At 67.0% G+C, this 21115-nt stretch carries 21 protein-coding genes; 13 read left to right on the forward strand and 8 right to left on the reverse strand.

Annotated features, from left to right (window positions below; all coding sequences use genetic code 11):
• The first annotated feature begins 37 nt into the window (after positions 1-37).
• Positions 38-1375 (forward strand): bifunctional adenosylcobinamide kinase/adenosylcobinamide-phosphate guanylyltransferase, encoded by a 1338-nt coding sequence (gene cobU / locus AWC18_RS06060; RefSeq protein ID WP_085138085.1) that lies wholly within the window; start codon positions 38-40, stop codon positions 1373-1375.
• On the opposite strand, the gene AWC18_RS06065 is transcribed toward cobU, so the two are convergent.
• Entirely contained in the window at positions 1356-1757 is a 402-nt protein-coding gene (locus tag AWC18_RS06065; RefSeq protein ID WP_085138086.1) for a pyridoxamine 5'-phosphate oxidase family protein, read from the reverse strand. The two genes, cobU and AWC18_RS06065, sit on opposite strands and share 20 nt — an antisense overlap.
• Before the next feature lie 26 nt (positions 1758-1783).
• On the reverse strand, positions 1784-2167 hold the full coding sequence (locus AWC18_RS06070; protein WP_085138087.1) for a pyridoxamine 5'-phosphate oxidase family protein: 384 nt from the start codon (positions 2165-2167) through the stop codon (positions 1784-1786).
• Between the two features lie 62 nt (positions 2168-2229).
• Between AWC18_RS06070 and AWC18_RS06075 the strand changes: the two genes are divergently transcribed.
• The gene (locus AWC18_RS06075; protein WP_085138088.1) at positions 2230-3246 is read left to right on the forward strand and encodes an aldo/keto reductase family protein; all 1017 of its coding nucleotides are present in this window, start codon (positions 2230-2232) and stop codon (positions 3244-3246) included.
• A 4-nt stretch (positions 3247-3250) separates the two neighbouring features.
• Here the strand turns inward: AWC18_RS06075 and AWC18_RS06080 are convergent, their stop codons facing one another.
• Together AWC18_RS06080 and AWC18_RS06085 are read right to left on the reverse strand one after the other, a co-directional pair.
• Positions 3251-4063 (reverse strand): class I SAM-dependent methyltransferase, encoded by an 813-nt coding sequence (locus AWC18_RS06080; protein ID WP_085138089.1) that lies wholly within the window; start codon positions 4061-4063, stop codon positions 3251-3253.
• A gap of 35 nt (positions 4064-4098) precedes the next feature.
• Positions 4099-5832: an N-acyl-D-amino-acid deacylase family protein gene (locus tag AWC18_RS06085; protein ID WP_085138090.1), complete on the reverse strand. Its 1734-nt coding sequence runs from the start codon at positions 5830-5832 to the stop codon at positions 4099-4101.
• Positions 5833-5877: 45 nt separating this feature from the next.
• Between AWC18_RS06085 and AWC18_RS06090 the strand changes: the two genes are divergently transcribed.
• The 5 genes from AWC18_RS06090 (at position 5878) to AWC18_RS06110 (ending at position 10450) form a co-directional block, all read left to right on the forward strand.
• On the forward strand, positions 5878-6255 hold the full coding sequence (locus tag AWC18_RS06090) for a VOC family protein (protein WP_085138091.1): 378 nt from the start codon (positions 5878-5880) through the stop codon (positions 6253-6255).
• Between the two features lie 11 nt (positions 6256-6266).
• A complete protein-coding gene (locus tag AWC18_RS06095) occupies positions 6267-6803 on the forward strand; it encodes a mycothiol transferase (RefSeq protein ID WP_085138092.1) in 537 nt (178 codons plus the stop codon).
• 53 nt (positions 6804-6856) lie between these two features.
• A complete protein-coding gene (locus tag AWC18_RS06100; protein ID WP_085138093.1) occupies positions 6857-8377 on the forward strand; it encodes an aldehyde dehydrogenase family protein in 1521 nt (506 codons plus the stop codon).
• Positions 8377-9207 (forward strand): hypothetical protein, encoded by an 831-nt coding sequence (locus tag AWC18_RS06105; RefSeq protein ID WP_085138094.1) that lies wholly within the window; start codon positions 8377-8379, stop codon positions 9205-9207. Before AWC18_RS06100 ends, AWC18_RS06105 begins: the two co-directional genes overlap by 1 nt.
• A gap of 91 nt (positions 9208-9298) precedes the next feature.
• On the forward strand, positions 9299-10450 hold the full coding sequence (locus AWC18_RS06110; RefSeq protein ID WP_064996465.1) for a hypothetical protein: 1152 nt from the start codon (positions 9299-9301) through the stop codon (positions 10448-10450).
• Here the strand turns inward: AWC18_RS06110 and AWC18_RS06115 are convergent.
• Positions 10447-12489 (reverse strand): prolyl oligopeptidase family serine peptidase, encoded by a 2043-nt coding sequence (locus AWC18_RS06115; RefSeq protein ID WP_085138095.1) that lies wholly within the window; start codon positions 12487-12489, stop codon positions 10447-10449. The genes AWC18_RS06110 and AWC18_RS06115 overlap by 4 nt on opposite strands.
• A gap of 65 nt (positions 12490-12554) precedes the next feature.
• Here AWC18_RS06115 and exaC point away from each other — a divergent pair, with 65 nt between their 5' ends.
• The 5 genes from exaC to lpdA are packed head-to-tail and all read left to right on the forward strand — an operon-like array spanning position 12555 to position 16773.
• Positions 12555-14078, forward strand: coding sequence for an acetaldehyde dehydrogenase ExaC (exaC, locus tag AWC18_RS06120; protein ID WP_064996467.1), 1524 nt, complete (start codon positions 12555-12557; stop codon positions 14076-14078).
• A 13-nt stretch (positions 14079-14091) separates the two neighbouring features.
• Entirely contained in the window at positions 14092-14496 is a 405-nt protein-coding gene (locus tag AWC18_RS06125; RefSeq protein WP_064996468.1) for a DUF779 domain-containing protein, read from the forward strand.
• Between the two features lie 29 nt (positions 14497-14525).
• Positions 14526-14804, forward strand: coding sequence for a putative holin (locus AWC18_RS06130; protein ID WP_064996469.1), 279 nt, complete (start codon positions 14526-14528; stop codon positions 14802-14804).
• Positions 14797-15345 (forward strand): hypothetical protein, encoded by a 549-nt coding sequence (locus tag AWC18_RS06135; RefSeq protein ID WP_082960915.1) that lies wholly within the window; start codon positions 14797-14799, stop codon positions 15343-15345. The genes AWC18_RS06130 and AWC18_RS06135 overlap by 8 nt, the downstream gene beginning before the upstream one ends.
• A gap of 33 nt (positions 15346-15378) precedes the next feature.
• Positions 15379-16773: a dihydrolipoyl dehydrogenase gene (gene lpdA / locus AWC18_RS06140; RefSeq protein WP_064996470.1), complete on the forward strand. Its 1395-nt coding sequence runs from the start codon at positions 15379-15381 to the stop codon at positions 16771-16773.
• 15 nt (positions 16774-16788) lie between these two features.
• Here the strand turns inward: lpdA and AWC18_RS06145 are convergent, their stop codons facing one another.
• Genes AWC18_RS06145 through ramB form a run of 3 tightly spaced genes read right to left on the reverse strand, consistent with a single transcriptional unit; the run spans position 16789 to position 20213 of the window.
• Positions 16789-18243 (reverse strand): DUF92 domain-containing protein, encoded by a 1455-nt coding sequence (locus AWC18_RS06145; protein ID WP_165757978.1) that lies wholly within the window; start codon positions 18241-18243, stop codon positions 16789-16791.
• Positions 18244-18249: 6 nt separating this feature from the next.
• A complete protein-coding gene (locus tag AWC18_RS06150) occupies positions 18250-18789 on the reverse strand; it encodes a carboxymuconolactone decarboxylase family protein (protein WP_064996472.1) in 540 nt (179 codons plus the stop codon).
• Positions 18786-20213 carry an acetate metabolism transcriptional regulator RamB gene (gene ramB, locus AWC18_RS06155; protein ID WP_064996473.1) on the reverse strand — a complete coding sequence of 476 codons (1428 nt, stop codon included), beginning with the start codon at positions 20211-20213 and terminating at the stop codon, positions 18786-18788. Before ramB ends, AWC18_RS06150 begins: the two co-directional genes overlap by 4 nt.
• A gap of 85 nt (positions 20214-20298) precedes the next feature.
• On the opposite strand from ramB, the gene AWC18_RS06160 reads away from it, so the two are divergent.
• Positions 20299-21114 (forward strand): acyl-[acyl-carrier-protein] thioesterase, encoded by an 816-nt coding sequence (locus tag AWC18_RS06160; RefSeq protein WP_085138097.1) that lies wholly within the window; start codon positions 20299-20301, stop codon positions 21112-21114.
• Position 21115: the final 1 nt, after the last annotated feature.

Genomic DNA, 21115 nt, shown 5'->3' on the forward strand with positions numbered 1-21115 from the left:
CGGGGGCCGGGCCTTCGTCGTCAACGAGGATGGGGGCATGGAGATCCTGCTGCTGGGCACCGGCAGCGCCGACGGCTGGCCGAACCCGTTCTGCCGATGCGCGTCATGCAGGTCAGCGGCGACGCGGGTTCGCGGACAGACCGCCGCCCTGGTCGACGACGTATTGCTCCTCGACTGTGGCCCGGAGGCGCCACGTGCCGCGATGCGCTGGCAGCGGTCGCTGTCGCAGGTCCGCCACATCCTTTTCACCCACGGCCACCCCGATCACGTCGGGCCGGCGGCCCTGCTGATGCGGCACTGGACCGGGGCGGTCGAACAGTTGGACGTGGTCGGCCCGCCCAGCGCCCTGGAGCAGTGCCGGGACTGGGTGGGGCCCGACGACCCGGTGCGGTTCGTGACCGTGCAGGCCGGCGAGCGCATCCGGGTCGGCGACTACGACGTGCGGGTGCTGGCCGCCGCCCACGGCGCCGACATCGGCGGCGACGCAGTGCTCTACGACCTGGAATCGCAGGACGCCCGGATCTTCTGGGCCACCGACACCGGTCCGCTGCCCGAGGAGACCTACGCCGCGGTGACCGGGGCAGGCTATGGCGCGGTGTTTCTGGAGGAGACGTTCGGGACCTACACCGAACACGGCACCGAGCACCTCGACTTCCCGGCCTTCGCGGCGACGGTGGGACGGCTGCGTGACTGCGGCGCCGTCACCGACACCACCGATGTTGTCGCGGTACACCTGAGCCACCACAATCCCCCCGAGTCGGAATTGACTGCCGTACTGTCAGATTCAGGCGCCCGACCGGGACGTGACGGCGAGGTGGTGCGAGTGGGTGCAGCAGCCGGTCGCGCCACCCGCACCCTGGTGCTGGGCGGTGCACGCTCAGGCAAGTCAGCGCACGCGGAGGCGCTGCTCGCCGTCGAGCCGGCAGTGACCTACCTGGCCACCGGCGGAGTGCGCGAAGGTGATCCGGAATGGGTCGAGCGGGTGCGGCAGCACCGGTCGCGGCGGCCCCGATCCTGGCGCACCGTGGAGACCGTCGATGTCGCCGAGGAACTGCGGTCGGCCTCGGACGCGGTGCTGCTGGACTGCCTCGGCACCTGGCTCACCGCGCGGATGGACCGGCACCACGTGTGGGACGGCGGCGACGGCATGAACGCCGTCTCGGCCGACATCGACGAGCTGGTTTCGGCCTGGCGTGCCTGCCCGGCGCCGGTGGTTGCGGTGAGCAACGAGGTGGGCAGCGGAGTGGTCCCGCCCACCGCGTCCGGACGGCTCTTCCGTGACCTGCTGGGAGTGCTCAACACACAGATCGCCGCGGCCTCCGACGAGGTGGTGCTGATGGTGGCGGGACGGCCCCTCAGCCTCCCTGCGGACTGACTGTGAGGTCGATGCAGTCGCTGTAACAGGGTGTCTCGCCCGGTGATTCGGGGGTGGCGACCCGGATCAGGACGGCACGTGTGGGGGAGATCGTCACACTGGCCAACTCACCGGCATCAGACACCCGGGCAGTGCCGTCGACGATCACGGTGTAGCCACCCGGAACCGGTGGGGGCCACATCACGGTCACATCCGAAGTGCGGGCCAGGTTCGCCCGACTGCGCCGACCGCCCAGCGCACCGATGTGCACGGTGTCGTCGCGCAGCACTGGCATCACCGGCACCGGGTGCGGTCGGCTCTCGGCATCGACGGTGATCAGGTAGGCGTAGTCGTGGCCCGCCAGCTTCTGCGCGAGTCGATCGAAATCCACGGTGGAGCTCATGGATTCGAGGCTAAGCCGCCAAGCTGTCAATCTGCCTTGAGTTGCACGCAGTCATGGGCAGTGCCCACCGCCCGCTGTGTCCCGGGTTCGAACACCGGGCGGTGCAGCAGGGCCTTGGTCGGCGTCACCAGCACCGGGTCAGCCGGATCCTCGGGAAGCTCGGCGTGGCCGTCGACCAGCAGCGAGTATTCGCCGACCTCGCGAGCGGGCCAGACCAGGCTGACGGCGTTGTGGCTCGACAGGTTCGCTCGGCCGTGTGCTCCCACCGCGCCGATGTTCAGGCGGGCGCCGTCGAAGGTCGGGGTTATCGCGGTGGTGCGGGCCCGGTAGTCATCACCGACGGTGACCAGGAAGGCGAACCGATAACCGCTCAACAACTCAGCCAGGCGTGCGAGGTCGACGTTGGCCATGGTGTCCAGGATAGTGACCGGCGCAGGAGACACGCTCGGACGCCGTGAGCCATGATGGCCCTATGGAATTTCGCTACCTGGGCAACTCCGGCCTGCAGATTTCGGAAATCACCTACGGCAACTGGCTGACGCACGGTTCGCAGGTTGAGAACGATGTCGCGACCGCGTGCGTGCACGCCGCGCTCGATGCGGGAATCACCACCTTCGACACCGCCGATGTCTACGCGAACGGCCGCGCCGAGGAGGTGCTGGGCGCCGCGCTGAAGGGGCGGCGGCGTGAGTCGTTGGAGATCTTCACCAAGGTGTACTGGCCCATCGGACCGGCCCCCTTGGGCCGCAACGACACCGGCCTGTCCCGCAAGCACATGATGGAGGCCATCAACGGGTCGCTGCGCCGGCTGGGGACCGACTACGTCGACCTGTACCAAGCGCACCGTTATGACTCCTTCACCCCGCTGGAGGAGACCATGCAGGCCTTCGCCGATATCGTGCGGGCGGGTAAGGCGCTCTACATCGGTGTCAGTGAATGGACCGCCGAGCAGATTCGCCAGGCCCACGGGCTGGCACGCCAGCTCGGCATATCGCTGATCTCCAGCCAGCCGCAGTATTCGATGCTGTGGCGGGTGATCGAGCCGGAGGTGATCCCCACCTGCCAAGAACTGGGGCTGAGCCAGATCGTCTGGTCGCCGATGGCCCAGGGCGTGCTGTCCGGCAAGTACTTGCCCGGTCAGCCGCCGCCGGCCGGCTCGCGTGCCACCGACGAGAAGGGCGGCGCGAACTTCATCAAGCGGTTCATGACCGACGACGTGTTGACCCGGGTCCAGCAGTTGGCGCCGATAGCCGCGGAGCTGGATCTGACCACCGCGCAATTGGCGATCGCCTGGGTGCTGCAGAACGACAACGTCGCCGCTGCCCTGGTCGGGGCCTCGCGCCCGGAACAGGTCACCGAGAACGTGAAGGCCTCCGGCGTGCGGATCCCCGACGAGCTGCTGGCCCGCATCGATGAGGTGCTGGGTGACACGGTGACCAGTGACGCCGACATGGTGGCTCGCTCCACCCCGGCCAAACGCTTGATCTAAGTGATCACACCCGGCACAGGATCTGGCTGTGCGGGATCATCAACCAGCCGTCGGGGTTCTCGGCCCAGCTCCGCCATGCCTGCGAAATCGCCTGCAATTTGGCCTGATCGGCGGCGCCACTGTCGAGCAGCTGTTGGGCGATGGCCGATTGTAGGATTCGGTCGGCCCACATGCCGCCCCAGTGCGCGCGTTCGGCGGGTGTGCCGTAACACGTCGCACTCGCCGTCGGGAGGACGTCGGTGAAACCGGCGGCGTGCGCCCATGCCAGCAGACGCCGCCCCGCATCGGGTTCGCCGCCGTTGGCCCGCGCGGCGTTGCGATACAGGCGCAGCCAGTCGTCCAGCTCCGCCGACGCCGGATACCAGGTGAACGCCGCGTAGTCGCTGTCGCGTGCGGCCACCACGCCGCCGGGTTTGCATACCCGCCGCATCTCGCTCAGTGCGGTCACCGGGTCGGCGACATGCTGGAGCACCTGATGGGCATGTACCACATCAAAACTGTTGTCGGGGAACTGCAATGCGTGCACATCGGCGACCACAAAGTCGATGTTGTGCTGCCCGCGTTCACGTGCGCAGTCGCGGGCCAGATCAAGTGCTGCGGGGACGGGCTCGATGGCGGTCACGCGGCCCGGCGCGACGAGGGCGGCCAGATCCACCGTGATGGTTCCCGGCCCGCAGCCGACGTCGAGCAAGTGCAAGCCCGGTGTCAGCGAACCCAGCAGATAGGCCGCGGAGTTCTCCGCCGTGCGGGAGCGGTGGGCACGCAACACCGATTCATGGTGGCCGTGGGTGTATTTGGGCGCTGCAGGCTCAGTCACACCGGAAACGGTACGCCGCCGAAGTCGGCAGACGATCAGGCCGGCGCGGGCTGACGGCCGCGCACCAGCCTGCCGGGCCGGGCCGCGGTCGGCTTGCCGTTCTCCGCGATGATCTCGCCGGAGACCATCGTCGCGACGTAACCGTCGGCGGTCTGATCCAACCGGCGTCCACCGGCGGGAAGGTCATAGGTGACCACCGGCTTGTGCAGCCTGAGGTTCTGGTGGTCGATGACGTTGAGATCGGCCTTGTAGCCCACCGCGAGGCGGCCCCGATCGTGGAGCCCGGCAATCCGGGCCGGCGTGGACGTCAATTCCCGCACCGCCGCTTCGACGCTGAGCCGGTCGGACGCACGGTCTCGAGCCCAATGCGTCAACACATAGGTGGGAAAGCTGGAGTCGCAGATCATGCCGTAGTGCGCTCCGCCGTCCCCCAGGCCCAGTACGACGTCGTCGCGGCGCATCAATGTGCTGACGGTGTCCAGCGAGTTGTTCTCGAAATTCGCCAGCGCGTCGAGCAGGATCGCGTGCCCGCCGTCGTCGAGCAGTCGGTCGTATGCCTCCTCGGCCGGGGAGACGCCGCGCGCCCGCGCTCGTGCCGCAATACTTTTCGAGGGGTCGGGTTCGTAGTCGGGGTCGTCGCCGAGCGGGAAGATCCAGTCCCAGGACTGGGCGAGATAGGCCAGCGGATTGGCCGGAACGATCGTCGGGCGGTCGGACAGAATCTGTTGCCGCACCTCCGGTTTCCGCATCTCGGCGACCCGTTCCGCCAACGGCAGACCAGTGATCTTCTGGTAACTCGGGCACAGCACGAAGGGGTGGATGCTCAAGTCCAGTCCAACCATCAGCCCGATGGGGCGGGGGAAGACCTGTGCGCTGATCGCGGCACCTGATCCGTTGGCCTTCTCCACCATGGCCATGGCATCGCGCCACAGCGGTACACCGGAGTTGGCGATCAACAGGCTGAACGTGACGGGTAACCCCACTTCGCTCGCCGCGTCGAAAACCTGTTGCAGCACAGTCTGGTACGTGCCTTCGGGGAGATCCGGGACAAACTGGATCAACCCGCCCCCGCCGTCGGCCAAGCCGCGGCTGATCGCCAGGATCTCCGCGTAGGCGGCGTCGTAGCTGGGAATTCGGGTGCCGGTCCTGGTGCGGTGGGTCATCAGTCGTGAGGACGAGAAGCCCAGAGCGCCGGCCTCGGCGGCTTCTTGGGCCAGCAGGCGCATCTGCGCCAGGTCCTCAGGGGTGGCCGGTTCGCGGTCGACACCGCGTCGGCCCATCACGTAGACGCGCAGCGGCGAATGCGGCAAGAACGTCGCGACATCGATATCGCGGGGACGCTTGTCGACAGCATCCATGAACTGCGGGAAGGTTTCCCAGGTCCATGGCAGCCCATCGGTCATCACCACGCCGGGAATGTCTTCGACCCCGGCCATCAGATCCACCAGCACGTCGTGGTCGTCGATCCGGCACGGTGCGAACCCCACTCCGCAGTTGCCGATCAGTGCGGTCGTCACGCCATGCGCCGAGGACGGATTGAGCCGATCCGACCAGATGGACTGCCCGTCGTAATGGGTGTGCAGGTCCACGAAACCCGGTGTGACCAGCAATCCGGTCGCGTCGATGACGCGGTGTGCCGCACCGTCCTTGCCGGACAGCGCACCGATTTCAGTGATGACGCCGTCGCGCACCGCTACGTCGCCGACGTAGGGTTGCCCGCCCAGTCCGTCGACAATCGTGCCGTTGCGGACCACGACGTCGTGGGTCATTCAGATAATCTACGACCCTGCGGTTCCCCGTGCCAGGATGTTCGTGTGATCGACCACGTGGGCATCAACTGCACTGACTACGCCAGATCCCAGAAGTTCTACGACGCGGTGCTCGGAGTCCTGGGCTACACGCGGCAGCTGGATGTCGGTGTGGCCCTCGGCTACGGGCGCGACGGCAAGCCGACGTTCTGGATCGCCGACGCCGCCGCGGGCGATGCCTCGGGCCCCAATCGCGAGGTCCACATCGCGTTCAGCGCCGCAGACCCCGAGCAGGTGCGGGCGTTCTACGACACCGCCGTGCAACAAGGCGCCGAGTCGCTGCACGCGCCGCGACTGTGGCCCGAGTACCACCCCGGCTACTTCGGCGCCTTCGTCCGCGATCCGGACGGCAACAACGTCGAGGCGGTCTGCCACCAGGCGTAGCGTCGGGCGGTATGACGGAGAACGACCCGACCGCCGCTCTGCGGGCCCTGCTCCGCGACGCTTTCACCCGGCTGATCGAGCACGCCGACGAACTCACCGACGGGCTCACCGACGAGGTGGCCGATTATCGGCCGACGGCGCAGGCCAACAGCATCGCGTGGCTGCTCTGGCACAGCACCCGGGTGCAGGACATTCAGGTCGCCCAGGTCGCCGGTGTCGAGCAGGCGTGGACCCGCGACGGCTGGGTGGAGCGGTTCGGCCTGGACCTGCCGCGTGATGACAGTGGGTATGGCCACAGCCCCGCCGATGTCGCCAAGGTTCGGGCTCCTGCAGCCCTGCTGGCGGGCTACTACCGCGACGTGCACCGGTTGACCCTGGACTACCTGGAGCGCGTCACGGCCGAGGAGTTGGCCCGGGTGGTCGACACCCATTGGGATCCGCCGGTGACGGCGGGGGTCCGACTGGTCAGCGTCATCGATGACTGTGCTCAGCATCTGGGGCAGGCCGCGTACCTGCGTGGCTTACAAGCACAGGCACCCGCGACTTGACACCTGTCTAGGCCCGGTGCGATCCGGATCACAGCCGGGACTAGCATGGCGCCATGACCGCCACCAATTCAGTTGCCGGCTTCACCGGCACCGGAACCGTGTTCAACCCCGCTACCGGGGAGATCGCCGGCGAAGTGCAGTGGACCGACCCCTCCGACGTCGAAAAGATCGCGGCCGGACTGCGCACCGCTCAGCGGGAATGGGAGCAGCGCGGCGCCAAGGGGCGGGCCAAAGCCCTGGCCCGCTTCGCGGTGTGGCTCGGTGACAACCGGGACGAGATCGAGAAGTTGCTGATCGCCGAGACCGGCAAGTCCAGCACCGACGCCGCGCAAGAGGTGCCGTTGCTGATCATGATCCTGTCGTACGTGATCAAGGTGATGGAGAAGGCGGTGGCACCGGAGGTCCGGCCGGCACCGTCGGCGGTGCTGAGCATCAAGAAGATCGCCATCCATTTCCGGCCCCGACCGGTCGTCGGTGTGATCGCGCCGTGGAACTACCCGGTGGCCAACGCACTGATGGATGCCATCGGCGCTTTGGCGGCCGGCTCCGCGGTGTTGCTCAAGCCGTCTGAGCAGACCCCGCTCACCGCGGAACTTCTTCGTCAGGGCTGGCTGGCCTCCGGCGCCCCGGACGTGTTCGCAGTGGTACAGGGTGCGCGAGAGGTCGCCGAAGCGGTGATCGACAACTCCGACTACGTGCAGTTCACCGGGTCGACCGCCACCGGGCGCAAAGTCGCCGAGCGGGCTGCCAGCCGACTGGTGCCGTACAGCCTCGAGCTCGGCGGCAAGGATCCGATGATCGTGTGCGAGGACGCCGACATCGACATGGCTGCGCACGCCGCGGTGTGGGGTGCCATGTTCAACGCCGGGCAGACCTGCGTGTCGGTCGAGCGGGTGTACGTGCTGGAGTCCGTCTACGACAAGTTCGTCGCCGCCGTCGTCCGCGACGTCGAGGCATTGCAGATGGGCGCCGGTGAGGGCAAGCACTTCGGGGCTCTGATCAGTGAGCAGCAACTGGCCGTCACCGAGCGGCACGTGAAGGAAGCCTTGGCTGCCGGGGCGCGTGCCCTGACCGGCGGTGAGCGTGCCAGCGGTCCGGGCAGCTTCTACCAGCCGACGGTGCTGGTCGATGTCGATCACTCGATGGCCTGCATGACCGAGGAGACCTTCGGACCCACCCTGCCGATCATGAAGGTCGCCAGTGTGGATGAGGCGATCCGATTCGCCAACGACAGCGCCTACGGGCTGAGCGCCTCTGTTTTCTCGCGCGACGTCGCGCGGGCCAAAGACATTGCGCTGCAGTTGGACTGCGGAGCGGTGAACGTCAATGACGTGATCTCCAACCTGATGTGCACGACGGCGCCCATGGGTGGCTGGAAGACCTCGGGTATCGGTGCGCGTTTCGGTGGTGTGGACGGTATCCGCAAGTTCTGTCGGCAGGAGACCGTCGTCGCGCCCCGCACCAACCTCGGTGCGGGCGGAAACTTCTACCACAACTCGCTGAAGACACTGGCTCGAAGCAACCAGGTGCTCACCAAGCTGGCGCTGGCGCGGCCGCGCCGCATCGCGAAATAGTGCGGGTCTTCACCGCGACGCTGTTCTGGTTGCTGGCCACCGCAAGTCTTGCGGTGGCGCTGCCGACGGCATGGGCGCAGTACAACCTCATCGACGCCGACGGCTACGCGCGGTTGGCCGCCCGGGCCGCGGCTCAACCGGCCCTACAGGACGCGGTGGCGGCTGAACTCAGCGCTCAGACGGTGCAACTGATCAGGGCCAGCGGCTTTGGCATCGACCCCTCGGAGGTGCGGCGGGCTGCCCGCGCATTCACCAGGGGGCCGTCGTTTCCGCCAGAGTTCGTCAAGGTCAATCGGGACGGGCACGCATGGCTGCTCAACGTCGGCGATCCGGGCCCCTGGGAGATCGACGTGATGCCGATGCTGCGTGACGACGCGTTCGCGCAGCTGTTGTCCGACTACCCCGTAATGCTGCCGGCCTCGCTGACGGTGCCACTGACCTCGACGTCCACTGAGGTGATGCGTCCAGGTGGGTTGCACCGGCTCTCGGTCTGGGGGCCGTTGCTCACCGTCGTACTGGGCGCCATGGCCGCACTGTGCGCGATCCTGACGCTGGTCGCGGCGCGGCGCCGCGGCCGGGCCCTGGCGAGCCTGGGTGTTTCGGCGCTGGTGGTGGGCGCGGTCGGGTGGGCAGGAGCCGAAGTTGCCCGGCGTCTACTCGATCAGTTGCTCAGACAGGCGACCGGCGACATCCGCCGGATCACCAATGCCCTGGCCGATGTGGCCGAGGGGAACCTGCACCTGTGGCTCAATGTGACCCTGGCGACGGGGGCGGTGTTGGTGCTGGTCGGGGTGGGGATCGCAGTGATGGGCGGCCTGCGTAAATCCTGACTGTCGCCCGAACGGTCGATACCGAATGGGCGTTGACTTTTGGGATGATCTCGGCGAGGAATTTCTTTCCCCCGAGAGGCGGCTTCGTTGGATGAGTGATCACAACGAGCCCTCGGCTGAACCGAACCCGGAGGACCCCGTCTCACTGCCGCCGCTTCGTGAGACCCGGTTCGACTTCCAGCCTTACCATGTGCTGCGTGTTCTGGCCGCAGCGTGGGCGGTGGCGGGGCTGATCGCCTGGCCGGGTATCGGTTGTTGGGTCGCCGCCGTGGTGTCGGCGGGGGCGGACTGGTACACCCACAGGAACCGCATCGGTTGGCCCACTGATGTGGAGGATTACCTGGTAGAACGCGGTTGGGCGACGCGTCGCCCCCCGAGCCGGCCTGCGGACGAGCGGCCGCCGATCCCGTTTCGGCCCATGACGGTCTCCGAGCTCTACGGGGGGGCTTGCAAAATCCTGCTGCGGAATTGGCCGACCCTGGTCGGTGTCCCGGCCGTCTTCATGCTCGGTTTCGTGGCGGTTCTGGGCCTGCTCACCTACAACCTGGATTTGCCGACTCCGGCACAGGTGGGGCTGTTGATCTTCAGTGGCGGCGAGAACCTGTTCGCTGCGTTGACCGTCGCCCTGGCCGTACTGGCGGTGTTCTACGCGTTATTGCCGGCCGATGCGGTGCTGGTCCTGTTGGGGGTGGAAGCCGCCGACAAAGTGATCGCCGGCAAGCAAGTTCGAATCGACGAGATGTTATCTCGCGTCACCCAACGGGTGTGGTCAGTGAGTCGGCTGGGATACGCGTACTACTCGATAGTGGCGGCGATGGTGGTGTTCCATGTGATCGCGCGCCACAGCGGCTTCTATCCCGCGCTGATCCCCCTCATCGTGGTGTGCAGCATCGCCGCCTTCGTCTTCGGAATGCTGCTCACCTTGTCGCCCATCGTGTCGGTACTCGAAAATCGTGGAGTCGCCGACTCCTTCATCCGATCGATACAGCTCTGCAGTCCTGCGGCGGGAAGGATCATCGGCATCCACACGCTGTGGCTCGTCGGTATGGGGCTGGTGGCGCTGGTTTCTGCAGCTTTGACCTGGGTGACCGTCATCATCACCTATCCGGTCCTGATCGGCCTGATCAGCTGCGTGCACATGATGATCTACACCGACCTGCGGATTCGCCAAGAGAACTACGGACCGGAACTGCTCGACGAGTGGATGCGCAACATGGGTCGCGAGGGGATGGCCAGCGGTTAGTGCTCGGCGCCACCCAACATTCGCCACAGGAACGAAAAGCTCAGCGCTGACTTGAACGCCGCCTGGGCGTTGTCGGCCGCCCCGCCGTGTCCGCCCTCGATGTTCTCGTAGTACCAGACGCGGTGCCCGGCGTCCTGCAGTGCCGCGGTCATCTTGCGGGCGTGCCCCGGATGCACCCGGTCGTCTCGGGTGGAGGTGGTGATCAGCACCGGCGGGTAGTCGGCATCGGCGGAAATGTTCTGGTACGGCGAGTACTTGCTGATGAACTCCCATTCAGCGGGGTCGTCGGGGTCGCCGTATTCGGCCACCCAGGACGCACCGGCGAGCAGCAGGTGGTATCGGCGCATATCCAGCAGGGGCACCTGGCACACCAGCGCGCCGAACAGGTGCGGGTAGGCGGTGAGCATGATGCCCATCAACAGCCCGCCATTGCTTCCGCCCACGGCGCCGAGCTGTTCGACTCGGGTGATACCGCGGTCCACCAGATCTGTTGCCACCGCGGCGAAGTCCTCGGCCACCAAGTGCCGGCCGGCGCGCATCGCCTGGGTGTGCCAGCCGGGGCCGTACTCGCCGCCGCCCCGGATGTTGGCCAGTACGTAGGTTCCTCCGCGCTCCAGCCACAGTCGGCCCAGCACGCCGTCGTAACCCGGGGTGCGCGCCACCTCGAATCCGCCGTAGCCGCCCAGCAGGGTTGGGCCGGTGGCGTTTGCCGGACGCACCACGAAGTACGGGATGGCGGTGCCGTCTTTCGAGGTGGCGAAGTGCTGGCTGACCTGCAGCCCGTCGGCATCGAAAAATGCCGGAGCAGATTTGATCTCGGTCAGGTTCCCGTCGACGACGCCATGCAACAGCCGCGATGGTCGGTCGAATCCGCTTGAGTCCAAAAAGATCTCGCCGTCGGTGGCGTCGGAGTCGTCGACGGCTGCGATCACGGTGTTGGTGTTGGCCGGCACCTCGGCAATGGGTCGGCGTTGCCAGTCTGCGTTCGAGGGCGTGACCACTTCCACGCGACTGGCCACATCGTGCAGGGTGACCAGGATCAGCCGGTCGCGGGTCCACGCGTAGTGGTGCAACGCGGTGTGGTCATCCGGTTCGAAGACGACGCTGCACTGCGCTGTGCCGGCGAGGAATTCGTCGTAGTCGGCGGCCAACAGTGAGCCGGCCCGATAGGACGCGGTACCGGTGTCCCAGTCGCTGCGCAGATCGATCAGGATCCACTGGCGGTGCACCGACACCGAGGCGTCGGTCGGCGCGTCAATGCGGATCAGCTCGCCGTCGCGCAGTTCGTAGACCTCGTCGTTGAAGAAGTCGATCGCCCGTGACACCAGGGTCCGTTCGAATCCCGGGGTGCGGTCCCGTCCTGCGGCGACCACCACATCGGTGGCCGACCCGGTGAACACCGTCTCCGCCTGCGCCAGGTCCTGGCCGCGACGCCAGCGCTTCACCATGCGGGGGTATCCCGATTCGGTCAGCGAATCGGCGCCGAAATCGGTGCCCACCAAGACGGTGTCGTCGTCCTCCCAGCCGATCCGGGTCTTGGCCTCTGGAAGGTTGAAGCCCTCCGGGCCTACGAATTCCCGTGTGGTCATGTCGAATTCACGCACCACCACGGCGTCCGATCCGCCACGCGACAGCGATATCAGGGCCCGGGTGTGGTGGGGTTCGATCACGTTGGCCCCGCCCCAGACCCAATTCTCGTCGTCGGCGCGGGCCAGCTCGTCGAGATCGATGACGACATCCCACTCCGGGCTGTCGGTGCGGTAACTGTCCAAAGTGGTGCGCCGCCACAGTCCTCGCGGGTTAGCGGCATCACGCCAGAAGTTGTAGAGGTACTCGCCACGACGCCGCACGTAGGGGATACGGGCGTCGGTGTCGAGCACCTCGCGCGCGGTGGCGCGCATCGCTTCGAAGTCGTCGCCGGCGAACTCCTCGACGGTCGGCTCGTTGTGGGCGCGCACCCAGTCCAGTGACCGCTCGCCGGTTACGTCCTCCAGCCACAGGTACGGGTCGTCAAAGTCCTTAGCAGGCTGGGTAGACATGGAAGTCATTGTGACCTCGACGGTAATGTGAGGTGAGTAACACCCACGGCTAAGGAGCAACATCGATGACCGTTTTCGCACGTCCGGGTTCCGCAGGCGCGCTGATGAGCTACGAGTCCCGGTACGGGAACTTCATCGGGGGGCAGTGGGTGGCACCGGTCGGCGGTGAGTACTTCGAGAACACCACTCCGGTCACCGGTCAGCCGTTCTGTGAGATCCCGCGGTCCACGGCCGCCGACATCGAGCTGGCGCTCGACGCCGCCCACGCCGCAGCCCCGGCCTGGGGCAAGGCCTCCCCGGCGCAGCGGGCGGATGTCCTCACCAAGATCGCCGACCGGATCGACCAACACCGCGAACAGCTGGCGGTCGCCGAGGTGTGGGACAACGGCAAGCCGGTTCGGGAGACGCTGGCCGCCGACATCCCGCTGGCCGCGGATCACTTCCGGTACTTCGCCGCGGCGATCCGCACCCAGGAGGGTGCGCTGAGCCAGCTCGACGACGACACGGTCGCCTACCACTTTCACGAGCCGCTGGGCGTGGTCGGTCAGATCATCCCGTGGAACTTCCCGCTGTTGATGGCCGCCTGGAAGCTCGCTCCTGCGCTGGCCGCCGGCAACGCGGTGGTGCTCAAGCCGGCCGAGCAGACCCCGGCCTCGATCCTGTTCCTGATGAGCCTGATCGGCGACCTGCTGCCGGCGGGAGTGGTCAACGTGGTCAACGGCTTCGGCGTTGAGGCGGGCAAGCCGCTGGCGTCCAGCAACCGGATCGCCAAGATCGGCTTCACCGGCGAGACCACCACCGGGCGGCTGATCATGCAGTACGCCAGCCAGAACATCATTCCGGTCACCCTGGAGCTGGGCGGCAAGAGTCCCAACATCTTCTTCTCCGATGTGCTGGCAGCCAACGACGACTTCCAGGACAAGGCGCTGGAAGGGTTCGCCGGGTTCGCCCTCAACCAGGGCGAGGTGTGCACCTGCCCGTCACGGTCTTTGGTCCAGGCCCCCATCTACGACGAGTTCCTGGAGCTGGCCGCGATCCGCACCAAGGCGATCCGCCAGGGCGATCCGCTCGACATCACCACGATGATCGGCGCGCAGGCCTCCAACGACCAGCTCGAGAAGATCCTGTCCTACATCGCGATCGGCAAAGAGGAGGGCGCCACCACCGTCACCGGCGGGGAACGCGCCGAGTTGGGCGGCGACCTGTCCGGCGGCTACTACGTGCAGCCGACGATCTTTGCCGGCCACAACAAGATGCGGATCTTCCAGGAGGAGATCTTCGGTCCGGTGGTGTCGGTGACGTCGTTCACCGACTACGACGACGCGATCGCCATCGCCAACGACACCATCTACGGACTGGCTGCCGGGGTGTGGAGTCGCGACGGCAACACCGCCTACCGGGCCGGCCGCGACATCCAGGCCGGGCGGGTGTGGGTCAACTGCTACCACGCCTACCCCGCACATGCGGCGTTCGGAGGCTACAAGCAGTCCGGAATCGGCCGGGAGACCCACCGAATGGTCCTGGACCACTACCAGCAGACCAAGAACCTGCTGGTGTCCTACTCCCAGTCGGCGCAGGGTCTGTTCTGATGGGCCGGTTCTGATGAGCGCACCGGACCGGGTGCTGATCACCGATGCCGCCGCCGAACTGGTGGCGCGTCTGGTGGCGCGCCACGGTCCGGTGATGTTTCACCAGTCCGGCGGCTGCTGCGACGGGTCGGCACCGATGTGCTACCCCGACGGCGACTTCATCATCGGTGACCACGACGTGCTCCTGGGTGTACTGGATGCTGCCGGCAGCGAGGTGCCGGTGTGGATCTCCGGTCCGCAGTTCGCCGCGTGGAAGCACACCCAACTGATCATCGATGTGGTCCCGGGCCGCGGGGCAGGGTTCAGCCTGGAGGCACCCGAGGGCATGCGCTTCCTGACGCGTGGCCGGGCCTTCACCGACGACGAGAACGCGCTGCTGGAATCAGTCCCCGTGATCACCGGGTCGTTACCGCGCTGACCCGCGCGATCGCCGTAAAATCTGGTGGTGTGATTCCGCTGCCACGCCCATGGCTGTTGAGCAGCGCCATGCTGGTCGGGGTAGCGGTCGGTGTCTTGGCCGGGATCGGCCTGAGCCTGGTCATCACCGCGCCGCTGCGCCCGGACGTCGCGATCACGCTGGTGCTCGGCGGGCCCAGCATCGCGGGCCTGGTGCTGGTGTTCGTCTCCTCGCGTCGGTGGGTAACCGCCCTGGGTGCGTTTCTGCTCGCGATGGCGGTCGGGTGGTTCGGCACATTGGCCGCGATTCAGGTGGTGTCGGGTGTCTGAGACCACTGACACCGGCGCGCTGCCCATCACCGAGCCGCACATGGCGCCGATCTTCGACACCGGTCCGCACCCCACGCCGCTGCCCGGGCCGACCGAGGCACTGGACGAGCCGCACACCGGTGTCGAGCCGCTTCCAGAGTCTGAACCGCAGGGACCGATGCGGGTGTCCGCGACGGTACCGGCCAAACCGCCCAAACCGGTGGTCCTGACCGGCCAATACCAATTCCTGAAGTGGTGGCAGCTGGCCCTGGCGCTGCTGGTGGTGTGGATTCCGGCAGCAGGGATCGGCCTGGGCCTGTTTGCCTGGTGGTACACCCTGGCCGACAAGACACCCGCCGTCTTCGTGGCGCTGGCCTACACCGTGGTGTGTGTGGTCGCGGGGCTGATCGTGGCGATGGTGGGGGAGAGGCCGGTGCTGTCGGCAGTGGCAATCGCGTTGATGTCGGCGGTGTTCGCCGCCGCGGTCGCCGCGGCGCCGCTTTATGGGCACTACTACTGCCAGCATGTGAGTCGTTGTGTCGCCGGAATCATCCCGTACTGAGCCACCACGGCGCCGCCCCGTTAGGGTGAAACCGTGAGCCACTTTGACGTCGTCGTTCTCGGAGCCGGTCCCGGCGGGTATGTGGCGGCCATCCGCGCCGCCCAGCTGGGCCTGAACACCGCCATCATCGAGCCGAAGTACTGGGGCGGGGTCTGCCTCAACGTCGGCTGCATTCCCTCGAAGGCGCTGCTGCGCAACGCCGAGCTGGCCCACATCTTCACCCGCGAGGCCGCGGCCTTCGGGATCAGTGGCACGGCGACCTTCGACTACGGTGCCGCGTTCGACCGCAGCCGCAAGGTGGCCGAGGGCCGGGTGGCCGGTGTGCACTTCCTGATGAAGAAGAACAAGATCACCGAGATCCACGGCTACGGCACCTTCACCGACCCGAACACGCTGTCGGTGGCGCTCAATGACGGTGGCACCGAGACGGTTACGTTCACCAACGCGATCATCGCCACCGGGGCGAGCACCCGGCTGGTGCCGGGCACCTCGCTGTCGGACAACGTCGTCACCTACGAGCAACTGATCCTGAGCCGGGAGCTGCCGAGCTCGATCATCATCGCCGGCGCCGGCGCGATCGGCATGGAGTTCTCCTACGTGCTGGCCAACTACGGCGTGGACGTCACCGTGGTGGAGTTCTTGCCCCGGGCGCTGCCCAACGAGGACGCCGACGTGTCCAAGGAGATCGAGAAGCAGTTCAAGAAGCTGGGCGTCAAGATCCGCACCGGCACCAAGGTGGAAAGCATCACCGACGACGGATCCACGGTGTCGGTCGTGGTGAGCAAGGACGGTCAGACCGAAACGCTGCAGGCCGACAAAGTGTTGCAGGCCATCGGGTTCGCCCCCAACGTCGACGGCTACGGGCTGGAGGCGGCCGGTGTCGCACTGACCGAACGCCGCGCCATCGGTGTCAGCGAGTACCTGCAGACCTCGGTGCCGCACATCTATGCCATCGGCGACGTCACCGGACTGCTGCAGTTGGCGCACGTCGCCGAGGCGCAGGGTGTGGTGGCCGCCGAGACCATCGGCGGGGCAGAAACCATGTCGCTGGGCGATTACCGGATGATGCCGCGGGCCACCTTCTGCCAGCCGCAGGTGGCCAGCTTCGGGCTCACCGAGGAGCAGGCCAAGGCCGAGGGTTACGACGTCAAGGTGGTCAAGTTCCCGTTCACCGCCAACGGCAAGGCGCACGGTGTCGGCGACCCGAGCGGGTTCGTGAAGTTGATCGCCGACGCCCGCTACGGCGAGCTGATCGGCGGGCACCTGGTCGGACACGACGTGTCGGAATTGCTGCCGGAGCTCACCTTGGCGCAGAAGTGGGATCTGACGGCCAACGAGCTGGCCCGTAACGTGCACACCCACCCGACCATGTCCGAGGCGCTGCAGGAGTGCTTCCACGGGCTGACCGGCCACATGATCAACTTCTGACGGCGGGTTTCGCGGCTAGGACGCCAGCGCGAACACCACCAACCCGGTGGCCATGCCGGCCACGTTCGCGAACGCGTTGACCGTGTCGTTGCCCACCCAGCGCCAGCCCGCGGAAGGCTGCGTCGGCGTGCCGCAGTGCGCGCTGTCCTCCACGGTGGCGTCGCATGTCGGGCAGCGGAACCGGGCTTGCACGGTGGCGCCGATAGTGGTGTCGACCAGGGAGCCGACGACGCCGGCCACCAGACCCACCGGCAGCATCACCAGCCCGGCGAACAACGCACCGAACGCGCCGACGGCCAGCGCTCCCAACACCGTCGCGGCCGTCCCCAGCGGCGATACCGCCCCCGAAGTGCCCTTGGGCACCCGTGTCCAGGAGCGCAGCGACAGCGGCTCTCGGGAGGAGAAACGGCCGATCTCCGAGGCCCAGGAGTCGGCGATGCCGGCTGCGATCCCGCCGATCGACATCGCGTACCACAACGGGTCGCGGGTGAACGCATAACCGATCACCGGAATCAGCACCGGAAGGCCGGCGTTCACCGCGACCTGGCTCATGGTGCGCATGCCCCCGGTCCGGACGGGCCGGCGGTATGCGGTGAGCAGGCTGGTCAGTGAGAAGAACAGCGCGGCGGGGATGATCCACGCCCACCCACCGAGGCCGACAGCGACCCCAGCTATCAGGCCACCGCTGAGCGCGCCGGGCAGGTCCAGCCACCGCATCCGCAGCATGAACGGCACGATGGCGCAGCCGAAGACCAGTGCGGCCAGCCACCGCAGCGCGTCGTCGGTCGACAGCTCGCGTGCCACATGCAGCAGCAGCGCCACCCACGGGGTGATCAGCAGGTTGTCTGCCGCGGGCAGGACGAGAAGTTCCACGGCCGCTGTGGTCATCGCGACGAACAGCGAAACCGACACCGCCATAAACATGTTCAGTTCAAGGCCGAATCGGCAGAACGCCCACGACACCGCGAATGCGATGACAACGAAGGCCACGGACCCTTCCAGGGAGCGCACACCGCCACCGGCTTCGACCCGGTGCCTGCCGTAGCGGTCCCCGATCAGCGCCGCGCCGGCGTCGGCCAGCCCCAGCACCACCACACCCGCTGCGATGGCGACCCGGTCCGGCCAGAATGCCAGCACCGCGAGCAACGCCCCGGCGGCGAAGCCCACCAGCCCGTAGTCGCGGGACCGGGTGCCCTCGAAGACTCCGGGCACCGGCATCAGGCCGCGCTCCACGATGATCGTCAAGCCCACCGTCGCGGCGGCCAGCACGCCGGCCACCGTCGCCTCATGCGACAACTGGAAGGCCGCCAGGCCGGCGAACAGACCGCACAGCGCGTGCGGGATCTTGCGGGTGACCAGGGGACTGGCCCCGTGTCGTGCCAGGGCACGCCCGACCACGATCAGGACGGCCGCGATCAACACCACCCCGCCCCCGGCGACGACCAAGTCGTGGCTCACGGTAGCGGTCACGCGGCACTACTCATCGAAGTCCAGCGGCACCCGCAGTGCGCTCAAGGTGGCGGCCAGCGCGTCATATTGGCTGGCCAGCATCACGAATTCGATCAGCCGCGGGCGATCCAGGTGTTCGGCCAGCTGCGCCCAGGTGGCATCGGAGAGCGTGCGCGTCTGCAGCAGTTCGTCGACACCGGTCAGCAAGGCGCGCTGACGGTCGGTGAGTCCCGCTGCGCCGGGGCCTTCGAAGATCAGTGCCTGGGTGGCGTCGTCGATACCGACCGCCCGGGCCATCCGGCGGTGGTGCTGCATTTCGTACTGACTGTCGCGCAGGTGCGCCACCCGCAGAATCACCAGTTCGGTGTCGCGGGTGGAGAGCTTCCCGCCCCGCATGAGCACCCCGCCGAACGGCAGCCAGGACCACATCAATCGCCGGTGCTGGCCGAGTGTGGTGAACAGGTGCGCCCGCGGTACGCGCTGGCGTAGGGCGACGACCTTGCAGACCAGCCAGTTCGTGATGCCGAGGTCACGCAGGCCGGGGGAATCGGGGATACGAAGAGTCACCGCTGTTGCTTTACCAGATACGGCGAGACGGTGCTGCGATGTTCGTTGAGATCCAGGTCACGGCCCAGCGCGGGGAAGGCCCGCTGCGGACAGTTGTCGTGGTCGCAGACTCGGCAGCCCACCCCGATCGGTGTGGCGGGCACGTCGTGGCCGGCCGCCAGATCCAGCCCTTCGGAATAGACCAACCGGTGGGCGTGGCGTAGTTCGCAACCGAGCCCGATCGCGAAGGTCTTGCCCGGCTGCCCCCAGCGGGAGGCGCGGCGTTCGACGGTGCGTGCCACCCACATGTACTTGCGGCCGTCGGGCATCTCGGCGATCTGCACAAGAATCTTTCCCGGGTTGCCGAATGTCTCGTAGACGTTCCACAACGGACAGGTACCGCCACTGGACGAGAAATGAAAGCCGGTGGCCGACTGCCTTTTCGACATGTTCCCGGCGCGGTCCACCCGGACGAAGGAGAACGGCACGCCCCGCATGGACGGCCGCTGCAGGGTGGACAGCCGGTGGGCGATGGTCTCGTAGCTGACCCGGTAGAACGCCGACAGGCGTTCGATGTCGTAGCGGAACCTCTCCGCGCTGTCGTGAAACTGCCCGTAGGGCAACACGATCGCCGCCGCGAAGTAGTTGGCCAAGCCGAGCCGTGCCAGGGTGCGGGAGTCCTTCGAGGTGAACTTGCCCTCCTCGACCATGGCGGAGATCTGATCGTCGTATTCCAGATACGCCAGTTCGGCCGCCATCTTGAACACGCGCTGGCCCCAGGACAAGTGGTTGGAGATGTCCAGTGTCCGGGTTTCCGCGTCGTAGCGGTGCAGCACTGTTTCGCCCAGATCGATGCGACGGTTGATGTGCACCCCGTGCACCTCGGTCAGGCGATTGGCCAGCTCGACGGCCAATTCGCCCTGATGCCTGCGCATTCGGGTGGCCAGTTCTTCGGCGGCGGTGTCGAGTTCGTGCAGATAGTTCTGACGCTGATAGAAGTAGTCGCGGACCTCCTCGTGCGGCATCGTGATCGCGCCGGTGCCGCTGCCGTCGGAGAAGCGTTCCTCGGTGGCCGCGGCGAGTTGTGCTGTGGTGATCCGGTAGCGGCGGTGCAGGTTGACCATCGCCCGGGCCAATTTGGGGTGGGCGCTGACCAATTCGGCCACTTCGGCCAGATCCACATCGATGTCGAGGTCGCGGTCCATGGCGACTTCGCGTAACTCGGCGACCAGCCGGGTGTCGTCCTGGGAGGCGAAGAAGCTGGCATCCACGCCGAAGACCTCGGCGATCCGGAGAAGCACCGCGACGGTCAGCGGACGAACGTCGTGCTCGATCTGGTTGAGGTAGCTCGGTGAGATTTCCAGCATCTGGGCCAATGCAGCCTGGCTGAACCCGCGTTCGCTGCGCAGCTGGCGCACCCGGGCGCCGACGTAGGTCTTGGCCACCTCATCGAGCCTACCGCTGCGAAGGCGGCATTCGCATTGTTGGCATGGCATGATCCGCGGGGGGAAAGACCATTGGGGAGCACCGATGCAGCAGACACAACAGCCGTCCGGCCTCGCCAAGGATTTGATGCCGGTGCCGGATCCGCATCCCGACGTGTTCGACCGGCAGTGGCCACTGCGGGTCGCCGACATCGACAGGTCAGGCCGCCTGCGGATGGACGCGGCGGCCCGCCACATCCAGGACATCGGCCAGGATCAGTTGCGGGAGGGCGGATATCAGGAGACGCACCCGCTGTGGATCGTCCGCCGCACCATGATGGACCTGATCCGTCCGATCGAATTCCAGGACATGCTGCGGATGCGGCGGTGGTGTTCGGGCACCTCCAACCGCTGGTGTGAGATGCGGGTCCGCATCGATGGCCGCAAGGGCGGGCTGATCGAATCCGAGGCCTTCTGGATCAACATAAACCGCGAGACGCAGGGGCCGGCGCGGATCTCCGAGGACTTTCTCGCCGGGCTCAAGCGCACCACCACTGTCGACCGGCTGCGCTGGAAGGCCTACCTCAAGGCCGGTGACCGGCAGGACGCGGCCGAGATCCACGAGTACCCGATTCGGTTCACCGACATCGACCTGTTCGACCACGTGAACAACTCGGTGTACTGGAGCGTGGTCGAGGACTACCTGTCGAGTTACCCGGAGCTGCTCAAGGCGCCGTTGCGGGTCACCCTGGAACATGACGCGCCCGTCGCGCTGGGCGACAAACTAGAGATCGTCTCCCACGTTCACCCGCCCGGGTCGACCGACTTATTCGGGCCCGAACTGGTCGATCGCACTGTTAGAACGCTCACATACCTGGTCGGCGATGAGGTCAAAGCGGTCGCCGCGGTAACCCCGTTGTAAC

It is taken from the genome of Mycolicibacter nonchromogenicus (assembly GCF_002101775.1).
In the GTDB taxonomy this organism is placed as follows: Bacteria; Actinomycetota; Actinomycetes; order Mycobacteriales; family Mycobacteriaceae; genus Mycobacterium; species Mycobacterium nonchromogenicum.